Source organism: Microbacterium sp. OR16, assembly GCF_047306725.1.
Classification (GTDB): Bacteria; Actinomycetota; Actinomycetes; order Actinomycetales; family Microbacteriaceae; genus Microbacterium.
In genome coordinates, this window is sequence record NZ_JAZEXK010000002.1 from 125277 (window position 1) to 144106 (window position 18830).

16 protein-coding genes and 3 pseudogenes are annotated in these 18830 nt (G+C 68.4%); 12 read left to right on the forward strand and 7 right to left on the reverse strand.

What is annotated here, in order from left to right; translation table 11 throughout:
- Positions 1-46: 46 nt before the first annotated feature.
- The 3 genes from V2S05_RS11200 to V2S05_RS11210 form a co-directional block, all read right to left on the reverse strand.
- Positions 47-712, reverse strand: coding sequence for a CPBP family intramembrane glutamic endopeptidase (locus V2S05_RS11200; protein WP_413635397.1), 666 nt, complete (start codon positions 710-712; stop codon positions 47-49).
- A 71-nt stretch (positions 713-783) separates the two neighbouring features.
- A complete protein-coding gene (locus tag V2S05_RS11205) occupies positions 784-1335 on the reverse strand; it encodes a hypothetical protein (RefSeq protein ID WP_413635399.1) in 552 nt (183 codons plus the stop codon).
- 133 nt (positions 1336-1468) lie between these two features.
- The gene (locus V2S05_RS11210; RefSeq protein ID WP_413635401.1) at positions 1469-2224 is read right to left on the reverse strand and encodes a type II CAAX prenyl endopeptidase Rce1 family protein; all 756 of its coding nucleotides are present in this window, start codon (positions 2222-2224) and stop codon (positions 1469-1471) included.
- A gap of 70 nt (positions 2225-2294) precedes the next feature.
- Here V2S05_RS11210 and V2S05_RS11215 point away from each other — a divergent pair, with 70 nt between their 5' ends.
- From V2S05_RS11215 to V2S05_RS11230, 4 genes are read left to right on the forward strand one after another with little or no spacing between them, the layout of a single operon-like run.
- A complete protein-coding gene (locus V2S05_RS11215) occupies positions 2295-3722 on the forward strand; it encodes a polysaccharide biosynthesis tyrosine autokinase (protein WP_413635403.1) in 1428 nt (475 codons plus the stop codon).
- A 6-nt stretch (positions 3723-3728) separates the two neighbouring features.
- Positions 3729-4619 (forward strand): hypothetical protein, encoded by an 891-nt coding sequence (locus V2S05_RS11220; protein ID WP_413635405.1) that lies wholly within the window; start codon positions 3729-3731, stop codon positions 4617-4619.
- Positions 4616-6379 carry a DUF4012 domain-containing protein gene (locus tag V2S05_RS11225; RefSeq protein ID WP_413635407.1) on the forward strand — a complete coding sequence of 588 codons (1764 nt, stop codon included), beginning with the start codon at positions 4616-4618 and terminating at the stop codon, positions 6377-6379. The genes V2S05_RS11220 and V2S05_RS11225 overlap by 4 nt, the downstream gene beginning before the upstream one ends.
- Positions 6380-6417: 38 nt before the next feature.
- Positions 6418-7098, forward strand: coding sequence for a low molecular weight phosphatase family protein (locus V2S05_RS11230; protein ID WP_413635409.1), 681 nt, complete (start codon positions 6418-6420; stop codon positions 7096-7098).
- A 105-nt stretch (positions 7099-7203) separates the two neighbouring features.
- On the opposite strand, the pseudogene V2S05_RS11235 reads toward V2S05_RS11230, so the two are convergent.
- Positions 7204-7653, reverse strand: a pseudogene (locus tag V2S05_RS11235) (VanZ family protein); the annotation flags it as partial.
- On the opposite strand from V2S05_RS11235, the gene galE reads away from it, so the two are divergent.
- Positions 7646-8671: a UDP-glucose 4-epimerase GalE gene (gene galE, locus V2S05_RS11240; protein WP_413635410.1), complete on the forward strand. Its 1026-nt coding sequence runs from the start codon at positions 7646-7648 to the stop codon at positions 8669-8671. The pseudogene V2S05_RS11235 and the gene galE sit on opposite strands and share 8 nt — an antisense overlap.
- A gap of 142 nt (positions 8672-8813) precedes the next feature.
- Here galE and V2S05_RS11245 read toward each other — a convergent pair.
- Together V2S05_RS11245 and V2S05_RS11250 are read right to left on the reverse strand one after the other, a co-directional pair.
- Positions 8814-8924: pseudogene (locus V2S05_RS11245) on the reverse strand (dTDP-4-keto-6-deoxy-D-glucose epimerase); the annotation flags it as partial.
- Positions 8920-9117, reverse strand: a pseudogene (locus V2S05_RS11250) (sugar phosphate nucleotidyltransferase); the annotation flags it as partial. The pseudogenes V2S05_RS11245 and V2S05_RS11250, both read right to left, overlap by 5 nt.
- Positions 9118-9344: 227 nt before the next feature.
- Here V2S05_RS11250 and V2S05_RS11255 point away from each other — a divergent pair.
- The 3 genes from V2S05_RS11255 to V2S05_RS11265 all read left to right on the forward strand — a co-directional run bounded on the left by V2S05_RS11255 (position 9345) and on the right by V2S05_RS11265 (position 12710).
- A complete protein-coding gene (locus tag V2S05_RS11255; protein ID WP_413635412.1) occupies positions 9345-9788 on the forward strand; it encodes an adenylyltransferase/cytidyltransferase family protein in 444 nt (147 codons plus the stop codon).
- 234 nt (positions 9789-10022) lie between these two features.
- The gene (locus V2S05_RS11260) at positions 10023-11555 is read left to right on the forward strand and encodes a sugar transferase (protein WP_413635414.1); all 1533 of its coding nucleotides are present in this window, start codon (positions 10023-10025) and stop codon (positions 11553-11555) included.
- A 3-nt stretch (positions 11556-11558) separates the two neighbouring features.
- The gene (locus V2S05_RS11265) at positions 11559-12710 is read left to right on the forward strand and encodes a glycosyltransferase (protein WP_413635416.1); all 1152 of its coding nucleotides are present in this window, start codon (positions 11559-11561) and stop codon (positions 12708-12710) included.
- A gap of 41 nt (positions 12711-12751) precedes the next feature.
- Here V2S05_RS11265 and V2S05_RS11270 read toward each other — a convergent pair whose 3' ends face one another.
- Positions 12752-13345 (reverse strand): hypothetical protein, encoded by a 594-nt coding sequence (locus tag V2S05_RS11270; RefSeq protein ID WP_413635417.1) that lies wholly within the window; start codon positions 13343-13345, stop codon positions 12752-12754.
- Between the two features lie 166 nt (positions 13346-13511).
- Here V2S05_RS11270 and V2S05_RS11275 point away from each other — a divergent pair, with 166 nt between their 5' ends.
- Genes V2S05_RS11275 through V2S05_RS11290 form a run of 4 tightly spaced genes read left to right on the forward strand, consistent with a single transcriptional unit; the run spans position 13512 to position 18769 of the window.
- Positions 13512-14705 (forward strand): glycosyltransferase, encoded by a 1194-nt coding sequence (locus tag V2S05_RS11275; RefSeq protein ID WP_413635419.1) that lies wholly within the window; start codon positions 13512-13514, stop codon positions 14703-14705.
- A 55-nt stretch (positions 14706-14760) separates the two neighbouring features.
- Positions 14761-16239, forward strand: coding sequence for a polysaccharide biosynthesis tyrosine autokinase (locus V2S05_RS11280; protein ID WP_413635420.1), 1479 nt, complete (start codon positions 14761-14763; stop codon positions 16237-16239).
- Positions 16236-17552 carry a hypothetical protein gene (locus tag V2S05_RS11285; RefSeq protein WP_413635421.1) on the forward strand — a complete coding sequence of 439 codons (1317 nt, stop codon included), beginning with the start codon at positions 16236-16238 and terminating at the stop codon, positions 17550-17552. Before V2S05_RS11280 ends, V2S05_RS11285 begins: the two co-directional genes overlap by 4 nt.
- Positions 17549-18769: a hypothetical protein gene (locus V2S05_RS11290; RefSeq protein WP_413635422.1), complete on the forward strand. Its 1221-nt coding sequence runs from the start codon at positions 17549-17551 to the stop codon at positions 18767-18769. Before V2S05_RS11285 ends, V2S05_RS11290 begins: the two co-directional genes overlap by 4 nt.
- The last annotated feature ends 61 nt before the right edge of the window (positions 18770-18830 follow it).

Consider the following 18830-nt stretch of genomic DNA (forward strand, 5'->3'; position numbering starts at 1 on the left):
GCGCGTAACTCTGTGACGGCGGTTCGGGGTCAGCCGGCCTCGCCGATCACAGCAGCAGCAGCCCGACGCCGATGAGGTTGTACACGTGGTGCGCGATCACCGCCGCAGCCAGCCGACCGGTCATCGCGACCAGCGCCCCGCAGCCGAACCCCACCAAGAGCAGCGTCGAAAGCGCTGCGACCGAGGCTCCGGTCGTTGAGTGCAACGCGGCGAAGACGGCAGAGCTCGACACCACCGATATCGACGCGGCGACCGCGGGGCCCGACGGCCGCAGCGCGTCACCGAGCGCCCGCTGCAGCACGCCGCGAAAGAACAGCTCTTCGACGAATGGCGACACCGCCACGGCGATGACGAGCGAGAGCAGCACCCCCGCCCCCGCGCGGCCGATCGACCAGCCACCGCTCGTGGGCGTGTTGAGCTCTGCCACAGCACGCAGAACGATGCCTGCGCTCAGGCCGAGCAGCAGGTCGAGGCCAGAGAAGCGGTGCAGTCCGACCGCGGTGCTCAGCTGTGCAGACGTGGTCACCCATGGCACGACGATCGCGGCCAGCAGAAGCGGGCCTGTCGCCGCCAGGGCGATCAGCCCGGTCTTCGCCACGCCGTCGAGTGTCGTCGCCGATGCCGCCCCCGTCAGAATCGAGCTGACGACGACAGCCGCGAGAGCCAGCCCGACAGCGAGCCACGGTCGTTCGTAGACGCCCCGAGAACGCACAGAAGACACCGATCGCCCCGGGGGATGATCCGGGCCGATCGGTGTCTCGTGGTTCAGGAAGTGATCCTGTCTCAGCTGTTGCTGTTGGCGCGACGGCGCACGGCTGATGCGGCGATGACGGCTCCGCCGAGACCGAGGGCCCCGACACCGGCCCAGATGATGCCGGCGGGAACATCGCTACCCGTGGTGGCGAGAGGGTCGGAGCTGCCGCCTGCAGCGCCGGATCCGCCGGCGGCTGCCGCGACGACGATCTGCACCGAGATCGGCTCCATGCCATCTGCGGTGACCACCGCGGTGTAGGTGCCGGGGGCCGACGGGGTGAAGACGGCGGAGGCGGTGTTGTTCGTGACGGTCTTGTCGACCGAGAGGTTGACCGTGCTGGCCGCGGCGAACACGGCCGAGGCGAGGGTCGAGCCCGCCGGGGCGCCGTTGATCGTGAAGGTCACCGCGTCGATGCCGTCGGGAACGGTCACGCGAATCGTGACGGGCTGGCCGGCCGTGGGAGTGGTGTCGCTCACGGTGATGTCGGGCTCGTCGACCGGGTAGGTCGCAGCGAAGGCGCCGGTGGAGCCGCCGACGACGAGCAGTCCGGCGAGTGCGATACTCGTGAGTGTCTTCTTCATAGTCATCCCTAGTCTCGATGTGGGGCGAACATCTTCGATTGAGACGGCGACGTATCGCAAATCCCCCCGGTTCGCTTGCAGTCTGCCACAGAACCGGCTCTTATGCGACTGCGGTGTCATAGTCTGCGGTGGTTCAGCCGACCACAGCCCCGATCAGCGCGAGGGCGGCGAACGACAGGGCGAACGTGACGTGCGCGACGACGGCGGCACCGAGCCGTCCGGTCAGCAGCACCATCATGCCGGTCACGAGCCCGACAGCCAGCGGGGTCGCCCAGGCCTCCCACGACACTCCCGAGTTCCACGAGTGCACCGCGATCGAACCGAGCACGCTGATGGCAAGCGCCGCCCAGACTGCTGCGGCTCGGCCGCCCACGCGTCGCGCGACCGAATAGGCGGTGACCAGCAGCACCCCGCGAAGGAACACCTCTTCTACCGTGGGCGCGACAATGACCTGGGCCAGCACCGCCACAGCCGACCACGCCGTTCCCGTGCTCTCGACCAGCGGGGCGTAGCTGGGAAACGCCCCGTCGCCCCCGGCGGCCACCGCGAGCGCGCCCTGCATCACGCGCAGCAGCAGGCCCGCCGCGAGCCCGAAGACGAGATCCACCGGGCGCAGGGTCAGCAGCGGGCGCGGCCTCGCCTTCATGAACGCCAGCACGCTGGCGACCACCAGCCCCAGCAGCACGACGAGATCGGCGACGATCCATGCCGAGGGTGCCGGGCTGAGCCCGCGGATGACGGCGGCGAGCAGCAGGCTGAGCCCCAGCGTCACCAGTGAGATCGCGAGAACCGGTTCGTCCCACGGCTTGACCGTGCGTCCGCCGTCTCGCCAGTCGCGGCGCCGCCTGGTCGCGGAAGATCTGACTGCTGCTGCAGGTGCGTCTGTCACGCAGCCAGGCTATCCCGGGGGCGGCGGCGGCCACTGTGGCAGGATTGACCGGAACATCGACAGGGAGCCCATGGAACTGCGCGACTATCTGCACGTCTTGCGGAAATACGCCGTACTGATCGTCATCACCACCCTCATCGGCGTCGGGGCGGCCGCTGTCTGGTCTCTGACCCGCACGCCGCTGTACACCGCATCGAGCACGGTGTACGTGTCGACCCAGAGCGGGGAGTCGGTGGCCGAGCTGCAGCAGGGCCAGACGTTCACGCAGGCCAGGGTCGCCACCTACGCAGCCCTCGCCACCACCCCGGTCGTGATCGACCCGGTGATCACCGAGCTGAACATCGACACCACCGCGGCGGCGCAGGCGAAGCAGGTCTCGGCCACAGCGAAGACCGGCACCAACCTCATCACGATCACCGTCACCGATCCCGACCCCGCTCAGGCCGCCGAGATCTCGAACGCGATCGCCGCGAGCCTCACCACCACGGTCGAGAGCCTCGACACGCTCGAGGGCCAGTCGACGAGTCCCGTGCGCCTGGAGCGCGTGCAGAACGCACTGCCGCCGTCACAGGCATCCAGCCCCAACGTCACCCTCAACCTCGCGCTCGGTCTTCTGCTCGGCCTCGCAGCCGGAATCGGCATCGCGATGCTGCTGACGGTGCTCGACACGCGGGTGCGCACCAAGCGCGATGTGCAGCTCATCACCGACACGCCCGTGCTCGGCGCGATCCCCTTTGACGCCAAGTGGAAGCAGCGTCCGCTCATCATCGACGTCGACCCGCTGAGCCCCCGGGCCGAGGCGTTCCGCTCGCTGCGCACCAACCTGCAGTTCGTCGACTTCGACGACAAGAGCAGCTTCACCGTGACGTCGTCGATGCCGGCGGAGGGCAAGACGAGCACGGCGGTGAACCTCGCGATCGCCCTGGCCGACGCGGGCAAGCGGGTCGCCCTGCTCGACGCCGACCTGCGCAAGCCCAAGGTCGCGGAGTACTGCAGAATCGACGGCGCGATCGGGCTCTCTGATGTGCTGATCGGCAGCGTGCGCCTCGGAGACGTGATGCTGCCCTGGGGCGATCGCAGCCTGTTCATCCTGCCCGCCGGCCGCATTCCCCCGAACCCCAGCGAACTGCTCGGCTCGCAGCACATGCGGCAGCTGATGGAGGTGCTCGAGCGCGACTTCGACGTCGTCATCTGCGACTCCCCGCCCCTGCTTCCCGTCACCGACGCGGCGGTGCTGTCGCGCATCACCGGTCGCATGATCACGATCGTCGCCGCCGGCGAGACGACCAAGCAGCAGCTGGCCGCGGCCATGACCGCGCTCGAGAACGTCAACGCCGATCAGGCCGGCATCGTGATCACCAAGGTGCCCACCCGGGGGGTGGATGCTGCGACCTACGGATACGGGTACGGATACGGCGAACAGCGCTACGGCGAGGAACCGGATGAGCAGCCCCGCCGACGCCGGCGTCGCGCCGCCGCCGCTGAGAACCAGGACTGAGATCCGATGCGCTCGACCCGCACGGGCCGCAGGGCCGTCGGCATCGCCGCCATCGTGGTGCTGAGCGTCGCCGTGGTGGCGCTCAGCACGCTCGCCCTGTCGCACACGCGCACCGCGCGCGTCGCTGCCGCCGACGAGCGGATGCCCGTGCCCGCACCGAGCGAGACATCGTCGCCCAGCCCCAGCACGACCCCCACGCCGACGACCCCAGCCGCCGCGCCGCGGGCCGAGGAGCGATTCCTCTCGTTCTCCGGAGCGAGCGCGTGGCGCGCGACGGCCGGATCGTGCGAGGGCGCAGCGCCCGTGCTGCAGCGCCTCGACGGCCGGGGCGAGTGGGTCGGCATCGCGCCGCGCGGGCAGGCCATCGGCGAGATCGTGTCGCTCGACGCCTACGCCGACGGCGCGGAGTTCGTCGCCGGCGTCGACACCGCCTGCACGCCCGTCGCCCTGCGCACCTTCACCGCCGGCGAGGCGTGGGCGCCGCGACCCGACTCCCTCGCGCGCTCGCGCTACATCACGCCGGGCGCCGCCGATGTCGTGCACACGCGCACAGGCGACGTCGCCGCCCCGTGCGCGGCGGCGTCGGGCCTGCGCGCACGCGGAGAGGTCGTCGCACTGATCTGCGACGGCCGAGCGTGGTCGCGCACAGGCGACCAGTGGCAGCCCCTCGCCCCTGCCGACGCGGTCGCCGTGGCGGTCGACGACACCGACATCCTGATCGGTCACCGCTCGCCCGAGTGCGCGGGGCTCGCGGTCACGCGCGTGTCGGGCGACGCGAGCAGCGCGGCAGGCTGCGCCCCCGGCGTCGACAGCTCTCTTCCCGTGGCCATCGCCCCGCGTGGCGACGACATCGTCGTCTGGGCTGCAGATGACATCATCGAGGTGAGAACGCCATGAGCCTCCCGCAGTCGACGCAGAGGCGGATCGGAACCACCGTGGCGTGGATCGTCGGCGTGATCCTCATCGCGGCGATCGCCGCATCGCTGTGGATCGTCTTCCGCGGCATCGCCGCCGAACGGCATCTTCAGGCGGCCAGCGCACAGGTCGAGCGCACCGCAGAGGTGATCGACGACCCCGAGGCGGCAGCGGTCAGCATCCGCCAGATCCGCAGCGATGCGCAGGCTGCCCGGGCGCTGACCAGCGACCCGGTCTGGTGGCTGGGATCGCAGCTGCCGTGGGTCGGGCCGCAGCTCGCGGCCGTGTCGACCATCGCCGCCACGCTCGACGACGTCAGCACCGACGCGCTGACGCCGCTGGCCGATGTGCTCTCGACGGTCGATCTCGACGCCTTCCGCTTTCAGGACGGCGGCATCGATCTCTCCGTGTTCGTCGGCGTGCGCGATGCCGCCGAACAGGCAGCGCGCGCCATGGCATCCGCCTCCGACTCGCTGAACGCGATCGACACCACTCCCCTGTTGCGCCCGCTGCGCGAGGTGGTCGAGGCCGCCCGGGTTCAGGTCGACACCGCCGCCGGCGCCGCCGACGCCCTGCACCGCACGGCCGAGCTGCTGCCCACGATGCTCGGCGCAGACGAGAAGCGCACCTGGCTGCTGCTGTTCCAGAACCCGTCCGAGCTGCGCTCGCTGGGCGGCATGCCGGGCGCGACCGCGGTGCTGAGCGCAGAGAACGGCAGGGTGCAGCTGCTCGAGCAGGGCACGGCCTCGATGCCGCGGTTCGACGCTCCGGTGCTCGAGCTCGACCCCGAGCTTCGTGCGCTGTACGGCGAGCGCCCCGCCGTGTACTTCTCGGGAACCACCGTGCTGCCCGACTTCACCCTCGCAGCTCCCCTCGCGCGCGAGATGTGGCAGCGCGAGCACGGCACCGACGCCGACGGCGTCGTCTCGCTCGACCCGATCGCGCTGTCGTACCTGCTCGACGCCACCGGCCCGATCCAGCTGCCCACCGGGCAGACGCTCACCGCCGACACCGCCGTCGACTTCCTGCTCAACGGCGTCTACCTCGAGTACCCCGACCCCGAGATGCAGAACGTCGTGTTCGCGCAGACGGCGAGCACGGTGCTCGACACGCTGATGTCGGGTCGCGCCGATCCGGGCAAGGTGCTCGCGGCTCTGGCGCACGCCGCCGACGACCGGCGCCTGCTGCTGTGGAGCTCGCATGAAGACGAACAGCGGATCCTCGCCGACACCACCCTCTCGGGCCACCTGCCCGTCACCGACGACGAAGCCGCGCGGTTCGGCGTCTACCTCAACGACGGCACGGGCTCGAAGCTCGGCTACTACCTCGACGTCGACACGCAGCTGTCGTGGAACCGGTGCGGCCCCGAGCAGGTGACATCCGAGGCGAAGCTGACGCTGACGCTGACCAACACCGCACCCGCCGATGCCGCGACCAGCCTGCCCCCCTCGATCGTGGGCGGCAGCTACGGCGTGCCAGCCGCGACACTGCGTGTGGTGACGTTCGTGTATCTGCCCGCCGGGTCGAACCTGCTCGATGCCGGCCTCTCGGGCGAGCTGCAGTTCGGCGGCGGGCGTGACCGCGACCACCGCGTGCTCAGCTTCGGCACAGATCTGGCACCCGGCGAGTCGACCACGGCGACGATGGTCGTCTCGCTGCCCAACGCCAACCCCGATGAGGTGATCGCCGAGCTGACGCCAGCCTTCGGCGACACCTCCGTCGTGGCGCAGTGCGGGCGCTGAGCGCGGCCGCTCAGACCGAAGGCGCTTAGGCTGAGGGCGTGACTGCCGGTTTCGCTGAGGGTATGAGCCGCCGAGAACGGCGCGAAAGACGCCTGCTCGGCACCGACCCCGTCGCGGTCCCCGACGACGGCCCGGCCTCTCTTCTGTTCGTCTGCACGGGCAACATCTGCCGCTCGCCGATGGCCGAGGTGATCCTGCGTGCGCGATTGGATGCCCTGGGCGTCGGCGTGCACAGCGCCGGCACGCACGCCCTCGTCGGGCACTCGATGACGCCGGAGGCCGCCGACCTCGCGATCGGCGCCGGGGCTCGGCCGGCGGATGCCGCAGCGCACACCGCCCGCTTTCTCACCGAGCCCATGCTGCGCGACGCCGACCTCGTGCTGACCATGACCCGCCGGCACCGTTCGCATGCCGTGTCGCTGATGCCGGGCAGGGTGCGCAGCACCTTCACTGTGCGCGAGTTCGCGCAACTCGCCTCAGCCCTGAGCGATGACGAGATCCGCGCGGCAGCCGCCGCAGTGCCCGGCGGGGGCCGCGCACGCATCTCGGGCGCTCTGGCTGCCCTGACGGCGAATCGAGCGCACGGCGCCGCGCAGTCTGCGGACGACGACGTGGTCGACCCGTACCGTCGGCCGCAGGAGGTGTACGACGAAGCGACGGCCCAGCTCGGCCCCGCGCTCGCCGAGGTCGAACGGTTCGTGCGGGCCGCTGTCAGCTGAGCACGCGCGGCCGTCGCCAGCACGCAGACGCGCGCCCACCGACCGCCAGAGGACCACCAGCACCACGCCCGCCGTCGCCCCGATGACGTTCGCCGCGACGTCGGATGAGCTGGCTGTGCGCGCGGGCAGCAGCAGCGCCTGCACGAGCTCGATCGAGACCGCGGAGAGCAGCGCCAGCGGCAGCACGACCCAGGGCCCCGGCCGACGGATCAGCACCGCGAGACCCACGCCGAACGGCACGAACATCGCGATGTTGGTCAGGAACTCCAGGCGGGTGTACGTCAGCTCGGGCACCGCGCGAATGATCCACCGCACCACCGCTCGCGCCTGAGCACCGGAATCAACCGGCACTGGCCAGAAGACGACCAGCAGCATGAGAGCGCAGTACAGCGTCAGACCGACCGCTGCCGACCACATGCCCGCGCGCGATCGACGCTCGTCCGAATCGTCGATGATCTCCCCTGTCCCCAGCTTCCCCAGGATGAGTCCCCGCATCCCAGCCTGAGCGTAGTCGGTCGAACCCGCCGACGGTCGATAGGCTCGAGAGGTGCGCATTCTTCTCACCGGCGGTGCCGGCTACATCGGATCCCACGTCGCCCTGGTGCTGCTGGAGCGCGGTGCCGACGTCGTCGTCATCGACGACTTCTCGAACAGCAGCCCCGAGTCGCTGCGACGAGTCGAGCGGCTCACCGGCAAGACGCTGCAGGTGATCGAGGCGGACCTCGCCGACCGCGCCACGGCCGAGGCCGCGCTTCGCGATGTCGACTTCGACGCCGTCATCCACTTCGCCGGTCTGAAGGCCGTCGGCGAGTCGGTGGCGCAGCCGTCGCGCTACTTCCGCACCAACCTGAACTCCACTCTCAACCTGCTCGACATCATGCGAGAGAAAGACGTGCGCAGGCTCGTGTTCAGCTCGTCGGCGACGGTCTACGGCACTCCGGATGCTGGTGTCGAGCGCCTCGACGAGACGCAGCCGGTCGGGCTCGGGATCACCAACCCGTACGGCCGCACGAAGGCGTTCATCGAGCAGATCATCGCCGACGTGCAGGTCGCCTGGCCCGAACTCGAAGCCGTGCTGCTGCGCTACTTCAACCCGGTCGGGGCGCACCCGTCGGGCGAGATCGGTGAAGACCCGTCCGGCATCCCGAACAACCTCATGCCGTTCGTCGCGCAGGTCGCGGTAGGCCGCCGCGAGAAGCTCGCGGTGTTCGGCGATCAGTACCCCACCGTCGACGGCACCGGCGTGCGCGACTACATCCACGTGATGGATCTCGCCGAGGGCCACGTCGCGGCGCTCGAGCACCTCTCCCCCGGCGTCGAGGCGTACAACCTGGGCTCGGGCGAGGGATCGAGCGTGATCGAGGTCGTGCGCGCGTACGGCGAGGCGAGTGGACGCGAGATCCCCTACGAGATCGTCGCACCGCGTGCGGGAGACCTCGCCACCACCATCGCCGATCCGGCCAAGGCCAACGAGCAGCTCGACTGGCGCACCACGCGCTCGCTGGCCGACGCCTGCCGCGACTCGTGGGCGTGGCAGGTGAAGAACCCGAACGGGTTCGACAGCGCATCCTAACGCGGCCTCGGCGAGGCGCGCGACTTTCTTGGGCGCCTGCCGGGGTGATCAACCTGCCGGGGTGATCACTCTCCGGGGTGATCACTCTCCGGGTTGATCACTCTCCGGGTTGATCACTCGGCTGGGTTGATCACTCGGCTGGGTTGGTCAGATACAAGTAGGCGGTGTCGAGTTCGAGCGTCTGGTAGGCGTTGCCGACGCCGCGAGGCACGAAGATCGCCTTCGAGGGGTCGAGTTCTGTGGTGCACACCGCGCAGGCGTTCGAAGTGCGCGGCGTCGTGCGGCGTGGTGATGATCAGGATGACATCGATGCCCGCGAGCATCAGCGTCGACAGCGGGTAGTAGACCATCGGTTTGTAGTACACCGGCACCAGCTGCTTCGACACACCCAACGTGACCGGATGAAGCCGCGTGCCCGATCCCCCAGAAAGAATGATCCCCTTCATAGGTTCGTCATGGCATCCGGACGACGGCTGCACGCGAGGCTGCAGTCGGGCCGGGAACCCGAACGGGTTCGGCAGCGCATCCTGACTCGGATCTCGGCGACACGCGCAACTTTCTTGGGCGGTCTGCTTGCGTTACGCGCGTAACCATCTGTAGAGTCGCAACCACGGCCACTGGGGAGCCGTATGCGGATGGGGATCCGTACTGAGGGAGTTGATCTGGGGAGATCATGGGGACGCGAATCGGCTATGCCGCTGGAGCCTTCGACCTGTTTCACGTCGGGCACCTGAACATTCTTCGCCACGCACGCGAACATTGCGATGTGCTCATCGCCGGTGTCGTGAGCGACGAGATGCTGCGCGCGGTGAAGGGCATCGACCCCGTCGTGCCCACCGCAGAGCGCGCAGAGATCGTGCGGCACATCTCTTACGTCGACGACGTCTACATCGAGACTCAGCCGACGAAGATGGATGCCTGGCGCGAGCTGCATTTCACCCACTTCTTCAAGGGCGACGACTGGCGCGGCACCGACAAGGGCATCGCGCTCGAGAGCGAGTTCGCCGAGGTGGGCGTCGAAGTCGTCTACTTCCCGTATACGGTTCACACCTCGAGCACAAGCCTCCGGCGAGCTCTCGACACGCTGAACCATAATTCCATGGTGATGTCGCGATGAACCGTGGAGAATCGCGCGGGCCGCCCGGCGGATGACGCTGCGCGACCGAACTGTCGCATGAAACTTGGATGCCGCTGGGGAGTGGCATCCGGTCCGTGATCTGGGGTCACGGATCTCTGGCCCGGGAAACGGGCCCAGAGAGAACGCCTGCCGTCGCTGCGGCAGGCACTGGGGAAAGTCTGGGGACATGACGCACTGGGGTTTGCGTATGAAAACGGCTCGGGGAGCCTCGGAATGACTTCCGTTGAAGACGTTCTGGGGTTGAGCGGCAGCGGGATCGATCGTCCTGCGGTCGCCGCTCCTCGAGCTCTGCGCGCGGTGCCCGACCTCGTCGTGGCACCGCGCGCCACATCCACTCTCGAGCAGCGGCGCCGTTGGGAACGGCACTACCGCCTGCTCCTCCATCTCACGGATGCAAGCACGATCGCTCTCACCGTAGGGCTGACCGTCAGCATCCAGATCCAGCTGGGTGCCAGCCTGCTCGACTCCGCCGCTCGGGCCTCCCTCCTGAGCATTGTGTGGTTGGCGATGCTCGGGGGCACCCACACACGCGACGCCGCCCTCTTCCGCCCGAGTGCGGTGGAGTACCGGGGCGTCGCGCGCGCCACCGGCTCGGCATTCGGCGCTCTGGCCATTGGCGACGCGCTCATGAGCCTGCATGGAATGCAGCTGCTCCTGCTCGTCGCCCTCCCCTCAGGGCTGGGGCTGCTGGTGCTGAGTCGGTGGTCGTGGCGTCGGTGGCTGATGGCGCAGCGCGCGCAGGGAGTGTTCTCCTCTCGCACGCTGGTCGTCGGCCATCGCGACGACGTCGAGTACGTGATCGCCAATCTCAGCGGTCCGAACTCCGCCGGCCTGCGCGTCGTGGGCGTGACGCTGCTCGACGGCGACGCGCACGAGATCGTCGTCGGCGACGGCGCGTACCCCGTGCTGGGCGGCGTGAACTCGGTGGGCGCCACCGCTCGAGAGCTCGGCGCCGACACGGTGGTGGTGGCCAGCCGCCCGCGCGGCGACGCCGAGTTCGTGAAGAGACTCAGCTGGCAGCTCGAGGGAACCGCCGCCGAGCTGGTGCTCTCGAGCAGGCTCGCCGACGTCGCAGGGCCCCGCCTGTCGTTCGAGGCCCTCGACGGGCTGCCTCTCATCCGCCTGCAGATCCCGACCTACTCCGGCGGGCAGCACCTGCTCAAGCGCGCACTCGACATCGTGGTCGCCTGCTGCGCGCTCATCCCGATCGCCCTGGCCTATCCCGTTCTCGCGCTGCTGATCAAGCTCGACTCCCCCGGCCCCGTGTTCTTCTTCCAGGAACGGGTCGGGCGCGACGGGCGGCTGTTCACGATGGCGAAGTTCCGCTCGATGCGCACCGATGCCGAGCAGCAGCTCGCCGCGCTGCGCGAGCAGAACGAAGGCTCGGGACTGCTGTTCAAGATGAAGGAAGACCCACGCGTCACCCGCGTCGGCCGGGTGCTGCGCAAGCTGTCGCTCGACGAGCTGCCGCAGTTCTGGAACGTGCTCACCGGCGACATGAGCGTCGTCGGACCGCGCCCACCGCTGCCCAGCGAGGTCACCGGCTATGACGGCAAGGTGTTCCGCCGGCTCTACATCAATCCCGGCATCACGGGCCTCTGGCAGGTCTCGGGGCGCAGCGACCTGTCGTGGGACGAGAGCGTGCGACTCGACCTGCGCTACGTCGAGAACTGGTCGGTGATGAGCGACCTGCAGATCATCTGGCGCACGGCCAAGGTCGTGCTCAGGCCGAAGGGAGCGTACTGACTCATGCCGCACAGGGCTCTGACGATCGCGATGATCGGCACTCGCGGAGTGCCGGCCGCGTACGGCGGATTCGAGACGGCCGTCGAAGAGGTGGGCAGACGGCTCGTCGAACGCGGCCACGAGGTCGTCGTATACACCCGAGGCTCGAAGAACGCCGCGAGAGAGCACCTCGGCATGAAGGTCGTGCATCTGCCGGCGCTGCCCGTGAAGCAGATCGAGACGCTCAGTCACACCGGGCTGTCTGTGCTGCATCTGATGATCCGCCGCCGCCCCGACGCGGCGTTCGTCTTCAACGCCGCCAATTCGCCGTTCGTGCCCCTGCTGCGGCTACGAGGAGTGCCGGTCGCGCTGCACATGGACGGGCTCGAATGGAAGAGGTCGAAGTGGGGCCCGCGCGGTCGGGCCTATTACCGCTGGGCCGAGCGCTTCGGCGTGCGCGCCGCCGACGCGCTGATCGCCGACGCGCCGGGCATCGCCGACTACTACGCCGAGCAGTTCGGCGTGGCGACAGAGCTCATCAGGTATGGAGCGCCGATCCTCGATCGCTCGCCCGGCCGCTCACTGGAGCAGTACGGCGTGACCCCCGGGGCGTACCACCTCATCGTCGCCCGATTCGAGCCCGAGAACCACGTGCTCGAGATCGTCGAGGGCTACCACCGCAGCAACGCCGTGCATCCGCTGCTGGTCGTCGGCTCAGCCCCCTACAGCGCGGAGTACACCAGCAGGATCGCAGCGATCGCGGCATCCGATCCTCGCATCCGGATGCTGGGCGGCATCTACGATCAGGAGCTGCTCGACACCCTCTACGCAGACGCGATGACCTATGCGCACGGCCATTCGGTCGGCGGCACCAACCCGTCGCTGCTGCGCGCGATGGGTGCCGGCACCGCCGTGATCGCGTACGACGTCACGTTCAACCGCGAGGTGCTCGACGACGAGGGGTGGTTCTTCGAGACCACGCGCGACGTGTCGGCGGCCTTCGCCGAGGCCGAAGCACACCCTGCTCGAGTCGCCGCGCTGAGCGCAGCCGGCCGCGAGCGCGCGCGACACGAGTTCCGCTGGGACGACGTCGCCGACGCCTACGAGCAGCTCGCCGAACGCGTGGCGGCAGGAGCGAGCATCCAGCGCGATGCGCGGGATCCCGTCTTGGTGTGAGCCAGGTGTGCTGGCGCGAAGACGCGATCGTCGGCCCCGGATCACGCCGGGATCAGCAGAGCCTCGCGCATCCGCTGCCCGAATTCCGCAGCCTCCCTGGCCGCATCCGCGAGCACGCGACGGTGGGCGCGGCGACTCGCGCCGTGGACGTCCCGGATGTCCAGCGGGTGCTCCGGCTCTCGTCGCCACAGCGACGGACTCGGCTCAGTGAGGTCGATGGTGCCGCGATGCGCGTTCAGTGCCGCCACGTATTCCGACACCGCGCCTGCAGCGCCCCGGCGCCGTACCCTCTCGTCGAGAAGCAGAGCCTCGCGCAGCGTGAACGTCGTCTGACGAGACTCCGGCACTTCCTGAGCGATCCACGACCGTTCCTCTCGTGATGCGACGATCACGAGATCGGCCAGGAGTATCCCCATCATGTCGACCGGCGCCGAGCGATGGCCTGCGGCGCCCTCCGCGAATTCGACCGCGACCGGACAGGCGAACTGCCCGGTGTGAGCGTGCGTGCCGGCGCTGCGCACCACCCAGTCATCGTCGTCGGAACGCCCGGCGCCGACGGCTGCGGCGAACGATGCCGCCATCAACGGCGAGCGGCAGACGTTCTGCGCGCAGACGAAAAGAACACGTGCAATCATCGGTCTCCTACCCCCAGTGGTTATGCAACCATGTAGGACGCTTCAATCATCCCAGCGATTCGCGCAAAATCAAGCACATCTGCAACAGAAGAACGACTTCGTCCACGAGGGGCACACGAGCCTGCAAGAATGAGCAGATTCCTGCTGATCAGAGAGCCTGGACCGCGTGACAGAGGGGGTCGATGTCCGCGTGCGAATCCTCATCGCTCATCCCGGTGCCGAGATGTACGGTGCCGACCGCGTCGTGCTCGAGAGCACAAGGGCTCTGACCGACGGCGGGCACGACGTCACAGTCGCACTCCCCGAGCACGGGCCTCTCACTGCAGCGCTCTCCGACGCTGGAGCACGCGTCGCCGTCGTCCCCATGTTCGTTCTTCGCAAACAGCTGCTCTCACCGCGGAAGTGGCCCGAGCTGATCGCCTCGACGCTGCGCGGAGCGGTCGCCACCTGGAGACTCATCGGGCGGGTGCGTCCCGACATCGGCTACGTGAGCACAGTCATCCTCCCGCAGTGGACGACGCTGCTGCGCCTGCGGCGCACGCCCGCGCTCGCCCACGTGCACGAAGCCGAGAGCGCCTCGCCGTGGTGGATGCGCGCAGTGCTGTACACGCCGTTGCTCGCCGCGTCGTCGGTGATCGCCAACAGCCGGTTCACCGCGCAGGTCGTGCGCGACACCTTCCCGGTTCTGCAGAAGCGCACCACTGTCATCCTCAATCCCGTGGTGGGCCCGAGCACACTGCAGCCTTTGCGCGAACGCCCCGATCGCATCCGCATCGCGTTCATCGGGCGACTGTCGCCGCGTAAGGGGCCGGACGTGGTCGTAGAGGCGATACCGCTGCTGCGAGCTCGAGGCCACCGCCCTCGGCTCGAGATCGTCGGAGACGTGTTCCGCGGGTACGAGTGGTTCGGCGCCGAACTGGATGACCGCATCCGAGCGCTGCATCTGACGGACGCCGTGCGTCGCCGAGGATATGCGAGCGATGTGCTGCCGCATCTCATCGCCGCCGACGTGATCGCTGTCACCTCACGTGTCGACGAGTCATTCGGCAACGTCGCCGTCGAGGCGGTGCTCGCCGGCCGTCCCGTCATCGTCAGCGACCTCACCGGACTACGCGAAGCGGTCGCCGAGTACCCCACCGCTCGAGTGGTTCCAGTCGGCGACAGCACCTCCGTCGCCGAAGCGATCGACGGGCTGATCGACGAGTGGGATGACATGCGCTCGAAAGTCAGCGCAGCGGCCAGGAGAGCGACCGAGAAGCACTCCCGGCAGGCGTACGGTGACGCTCTGCGCACGACCCTCGCACAGATCAGTCTGCACAAATCAGAGAGATTGTCGGCCCGACCCGACAGAATGGGGTAGCGATGTCTCTGGGGAAGACAGTCATCGCCATTTCGTGTCGTAAGGGGAGAACGATATGACAATCCAGGACTACGTCGACGCTCTGCGTCGGTACTGGCTGGTGATCCTCGCATTCGCCGTCGTCGGCGGAGGCGTGGCGTACGGTTACGCGCGTACACTGCCCGCCGAGTACAGCTCTACCGCTGCGGTCATGGTCGTGCCGCAGCGCGGCGAGAACACCAACGAGCTGGTGCAGGGGTCGAGCTACGTGCAGAACCTGGTGCAGACCTATGCGGTTCTGGCGGAATCGCCTCTCGTGCTGTCGCCGGTGATCGACGATCTCGAGCTCGATGAGACGCCGACCCGGCTCGCCGATCGCGTATCGGTGGTCAACACCCTCAACACCGTCATCATCGAGATCTCGGTCACTGACGGCGACGCGCCGCAGGCTCGGCGCATCGCCGCGGGAATCACGTCGTCGCTCATCGAAGCGGTGAACCGGGTGTCACCCAAGGACGCCGACAACGCGCCGGCCGTGAAGCTGACGACCATCGCGCCCGCGCGCATGCCTCAGGCGCCGATCGGCCCCAACGTCCGGCTCATCTCCTTGATCGGCGTGGGCACGGGCATCGCTCTGGGGATCGCGTATGCGCTGGTGCGCCGCCTCTTGCGGACGCGCGTCGCAGAGCGCGACGACATCGCCGCGGTCACAGACGCGCCTGTCATCGGCGAGATCGTCGCCTGGCGCTCGGCGAAGACAGTCGTCTCGACTCTGCTCGACAACCGCGACAGTCGCACTGCCGAGTCGTTCCGAGCCCTGGCAGCGAACCTGAAGTACGTCGCGGTCGATCGCGATCTGCGAGTCGTCATGGTCACGTCGTCGGCATCTGGCGAGGGCAAGTCCTCGACGAGCATCGGGTTGGCCGCATCCCTCGCCGAATCCGGGAATCGGGTTCTGCTCATCGACGCCGACCTGCGGCGCTCATCGATCGCCACGCGCCTGCAGCTGGAGGGGTCGGTGGGCCTCACCTCGATCCTCGTCGGGGATGTGTCGTTCGAGGATGCCGTGCAGCGTTCCGAGCCGCTCGACATCGACCTCATCGCCAGCGGCGCGGCCGCGCCCAACCCCGGACAGCTCATCACGTCGCAGCGGCTCGCCGGCGTGGTCGAGAAGGCGAGGGAGTCGTACGAGTACGTCATCATTGACAGCGCGCCGGCGCTGGCCGTCTCGGACGCTCTTCGACTCGCTGATCTCACCGACGGCGTGCTCTTGGTCGCCCGTGCCGGACGAACCCGACGCAAGCAGGTCACAGCCGTGCTGCAGTCGCTGAAGTCGACGCGCAAGGATGTCATCGGCGTAGTGCTCAACGCGATCAAGCGCGGCGAGCGCAGCCCGTACTATGCCGCCGAGGTCGCGCGGCGTCCGAAGCTGTGGCCCATGCGGGAGCGATCCGCTCCGACGCCCTCGGCGACCGGCGGCGATGCGGACACGAAGCGCACTGACGATGAGCCCGTGCGGGCGAACGGACGGCCGACCGCTACCGACCTGACATGACCGTCCTGCTGTCGCTCGGTGCCCGTGTCATCTCGATGGTGGTGTCGCTGATCTGCGGCGTGCTCACCGTACGGCTGATCCTGGGCGAGGCGGGCGTCGAGTACTACGCGCTCTACACCCTCATCGCATCGCTGCCCACGCTGATCTCGTTCTCCGATCTCGGCTCCGGAGCCGTGCTCGTGAACAGCATCGCAACGAGCGATGACGCTCGGCACGACAGTCGTGTGCGCGCTCAGCTGACGACGGTCGGGCGCATCATGATCGGCTTCGCGGGAATCGCGCTGCTGCTCGACGCGATCCTCTTCGCCACGGGCACATGGCGAGCCGTGCTCGGCGACGCCGCGGACGTTCCGGGAGCAGAACTCGCGGCGTTCACGGCCCTCGCGATCTTCTGCCTGGCTGTGCCTCTGGGCATCTGGCAGCGCGTTCTGCTCGGGCTGCACCGCAACCACTGGATCATCCTGATCCAAGCCGGCCAGGGGCCGCTGAACCTGCTGCTGGTCTGGCTCATCCTCTCGATGGCGCCGGCGTCGGCGCATTCGTTCCTCGCGCTGTCATCGATGATCTCCGGCGCAGTGATCGCCGCCATCGGCTTCGTCTGCGCTCTCATCGCGCTCTCTCCGCTGCTGAGCCGCGCCCTCGCCGATGCTCCGCGACTGCGCACGGCACGCGGCGCGAGGGTGATGCATGTCGGTTGGCCCATGCTCGCACAGCTTCTGTCACCGCCGCTGGCGGTCGCGCTGCAGCGATACGTCGTCGCGCAGTCGGGCGGCACCCACGAAGTCGCGGAGTACAGTGCAGCGGCACAGGTGTTCTTCGCCGTCAACGGCGTCATCGCCGCAGGCGGGCTCGCTCTCTGGCCGCTGTTCGCCCGCAGACGCGCAGCCGGGACGCTCACGACCGGCCCGTACGCCCTCTCCGCCGCCTTCGCGGCCGGAGCAGCCCTGGCGTGCGCTGTCCTCTGGTTCATCTCGCCCTGGCTCTTCGATTTCATCACCAACGGAGCGGTCGAGATCTCGCCGGGCACCGTGCTCGCGTTCGGCGCCATGGTGGTCTGTCAGGCTGCTCTGTATCCGCTCGGCATGTTCCTGATGGACGATGCGGGCATCCGGTTCCAGGTGGCACCAGTGCTGCTGATGACCGCATCGACGGTCGTCGGGGCGGTCCTCATCACGCCGATTTTGGGCCCCCCAGGCCCCGTGTTGGCGAACGCAGTCTCAGTGCTGGTCTTCCAGATCGTCCCCTTCGCGGTGTACATCGCACGGCATCGCGCTCGCCTGCTGGGCGCAACAGCGATGCAGAGTGCCGCATGAAGCTCATCGCGGCGCTCGCCTGCCTCATCGTCGCATCGCGCCTGACCATCCAGCAGAGCCTCACAGCGGGCATCGTGCTGAGCATCCTGCTGCTGCCGGTTTGGATCGTCGTGCTGAGGCGCATGCGCGGCGGGATGTCTCTGCTGCTGCTCGGCTCACTTTCGGTGGTCAGTGGCGCCGTGCTGACCGACTTCTTCGCCGCGAATCACCCGACCAGCATGTCGCTGCTGCAGCAGAACTCGTTGGCGGTGATAGGCGTGATCGGGGGCATCGGGCTGCTCGTCTGGGCGCGCACACTGCTGGGTCCGTGGACGATGGCCCTCTGGTACGGCGTCGGGCTTCTCGTCGGGGTCGTCACGCACGGACTCGACTTCGACAACGTGTGGAAATTCTCTCTGTCTGTGCCCGTGACGGTGATCGTGCTCGCCGCCTGCAGGCTGACGGGCAGACCCGCACTCGAGGTCGCCGCGCTGATCGGGTTGGCAGTGATCTCGGCGATGAACGACTCCCGCTCCGCCGGCTCGATGCTGCTTCTGGCGGCGGCGTTGGTGCTCTGGCAGGCGGTCGGTGCTGCGCTCAGCGCACGCTCGAGCACCGTGCGCACGCTCGCCGTATTCGGTTTCATCGGGGTCATCGGCTACTCGGCGCTGCAGGCGTTCATTCTCGACGGCTGGTTCGGCCGAGCGGCGGCAGTGAGGTCTCAGGAGCAGATCAGCCAATCAGGATCGCTGCTGCTCGGAGGTCGCCCCGAGATCGGCGCGTCGACCGAGTTGATCGCGGTCAACCCGTTCGGCCTCGGTTCGGGCACCCTGGCCAATGGCGTCGATCTCCTCACCGCCAAGACGGGTATGGCACGTCTGAACTACGACCCCGACAACGGCTACGTCGAGCGGTACATGTTCGGCAACGGCTTCGAGGTGCATTCCATGCTCGGAGACCTCTGGATCCGTTTCGGCCCACTCGGGGCTGCCTTTCTGCTCACTCTCCTCGTCGTGGTCGGAGTCGGCACCGCGCGACTCGTCGCCCGGCGGCAGGCCGGCGGACTCACCGTCTTTCTCGCCATCCAGGTGTTCTGGGATGCATTGTTCGCACCGTTCTTCTCGACGTCGAGCGCGACCCTCATGCTCGCCGTAGCACTCACACTCGTCGCTCGCCCAGACAGCGCCGTCCCCGAGCGCACAAGGGCATCCGCCTTCGTCAGCTTCCAGAGAAGCTGACGAAGGCGCGACCACAGCGAAACGGCCCGGTTTTGAGGATCCGGGCCGCTTCGTCGCTGCT

Coding starts and splice junctions, on each gene's coding strand:
- V2S05_RS11205 (WP_413635399.1), bottom strand. CDS start 1,335: ATGAAGAAGACACTCACGAGTATCGCACTCGCCGGACTGCTCGTCGTC.
- V2S05_RS11215 (WP_413635403.1), top strand. CDS start 2,295: ATGGAACTGCGCGACTATCTGCACGTCTTGCGGAAATACGCCGTACTG.
- V2S05_RS11220 (WP_413635405.1), top strand. CDS start 3,729: ATGCGCTCGACCCGCACGGGCCGCAGGGCCGTCGGCATCGCCGCCATC.
- V2S05_RS11225 (WP_413635407.1), top strand. CDS start 4,616: ATGAGCCTCCCGCAGTCGACGCAGAGGCGGATCGGAACCACCGTGGCG.
- V2S05_RS11255 (WP_413635412.1), top strand. CDS start 9,345: ATGGGGACGCGAATCGGCTATGCCGCTGGAGCCTTCGACCTGTTTCAC.
- V2S05_RS11260 (WP_413635414.1), top strand. CDS start 10,023: ATGACTTCCGTTGAAGACGTTCTGGGGTTGAGCGGCAGCGGGATCGAT.
- V2S05_RS11265 (WP_413635416.1), top strand. CDS start 11,559: ATGCCGCACAGGGCTCTGACGATCGCGATGATCGGCACTCGCGGAGTG.
- V2S05_RS11270 (WP_413635417.1), bottom strand. CDS start 13,345: ATGATTGCACGTGTTCTTTTCGTCTGCGCGCAGAACGTCTGCCGCTCG.
- V2S05_RS11280 (WP_413635420.1), top strand. CDS start 14,761: ATGACAATCCAGGACTACGTCGACGCTCTGCGTCGGTACTGGCTGGTG.
- V2S05_RS11285 (WP_413635421.1), top strand. CDS start 16,236: ATGACCGTCCTGCTGTCGCTCGGTGCCCGTGTCATCTCGATGGTGGTG.
- V2S05_RS11290 (WP_413635422.1), top strand. CDS start 17,549: ATGAAGCTCATCGCGGCGCTCGCCTGCCTCATCGTCGCATCGCGCCTG.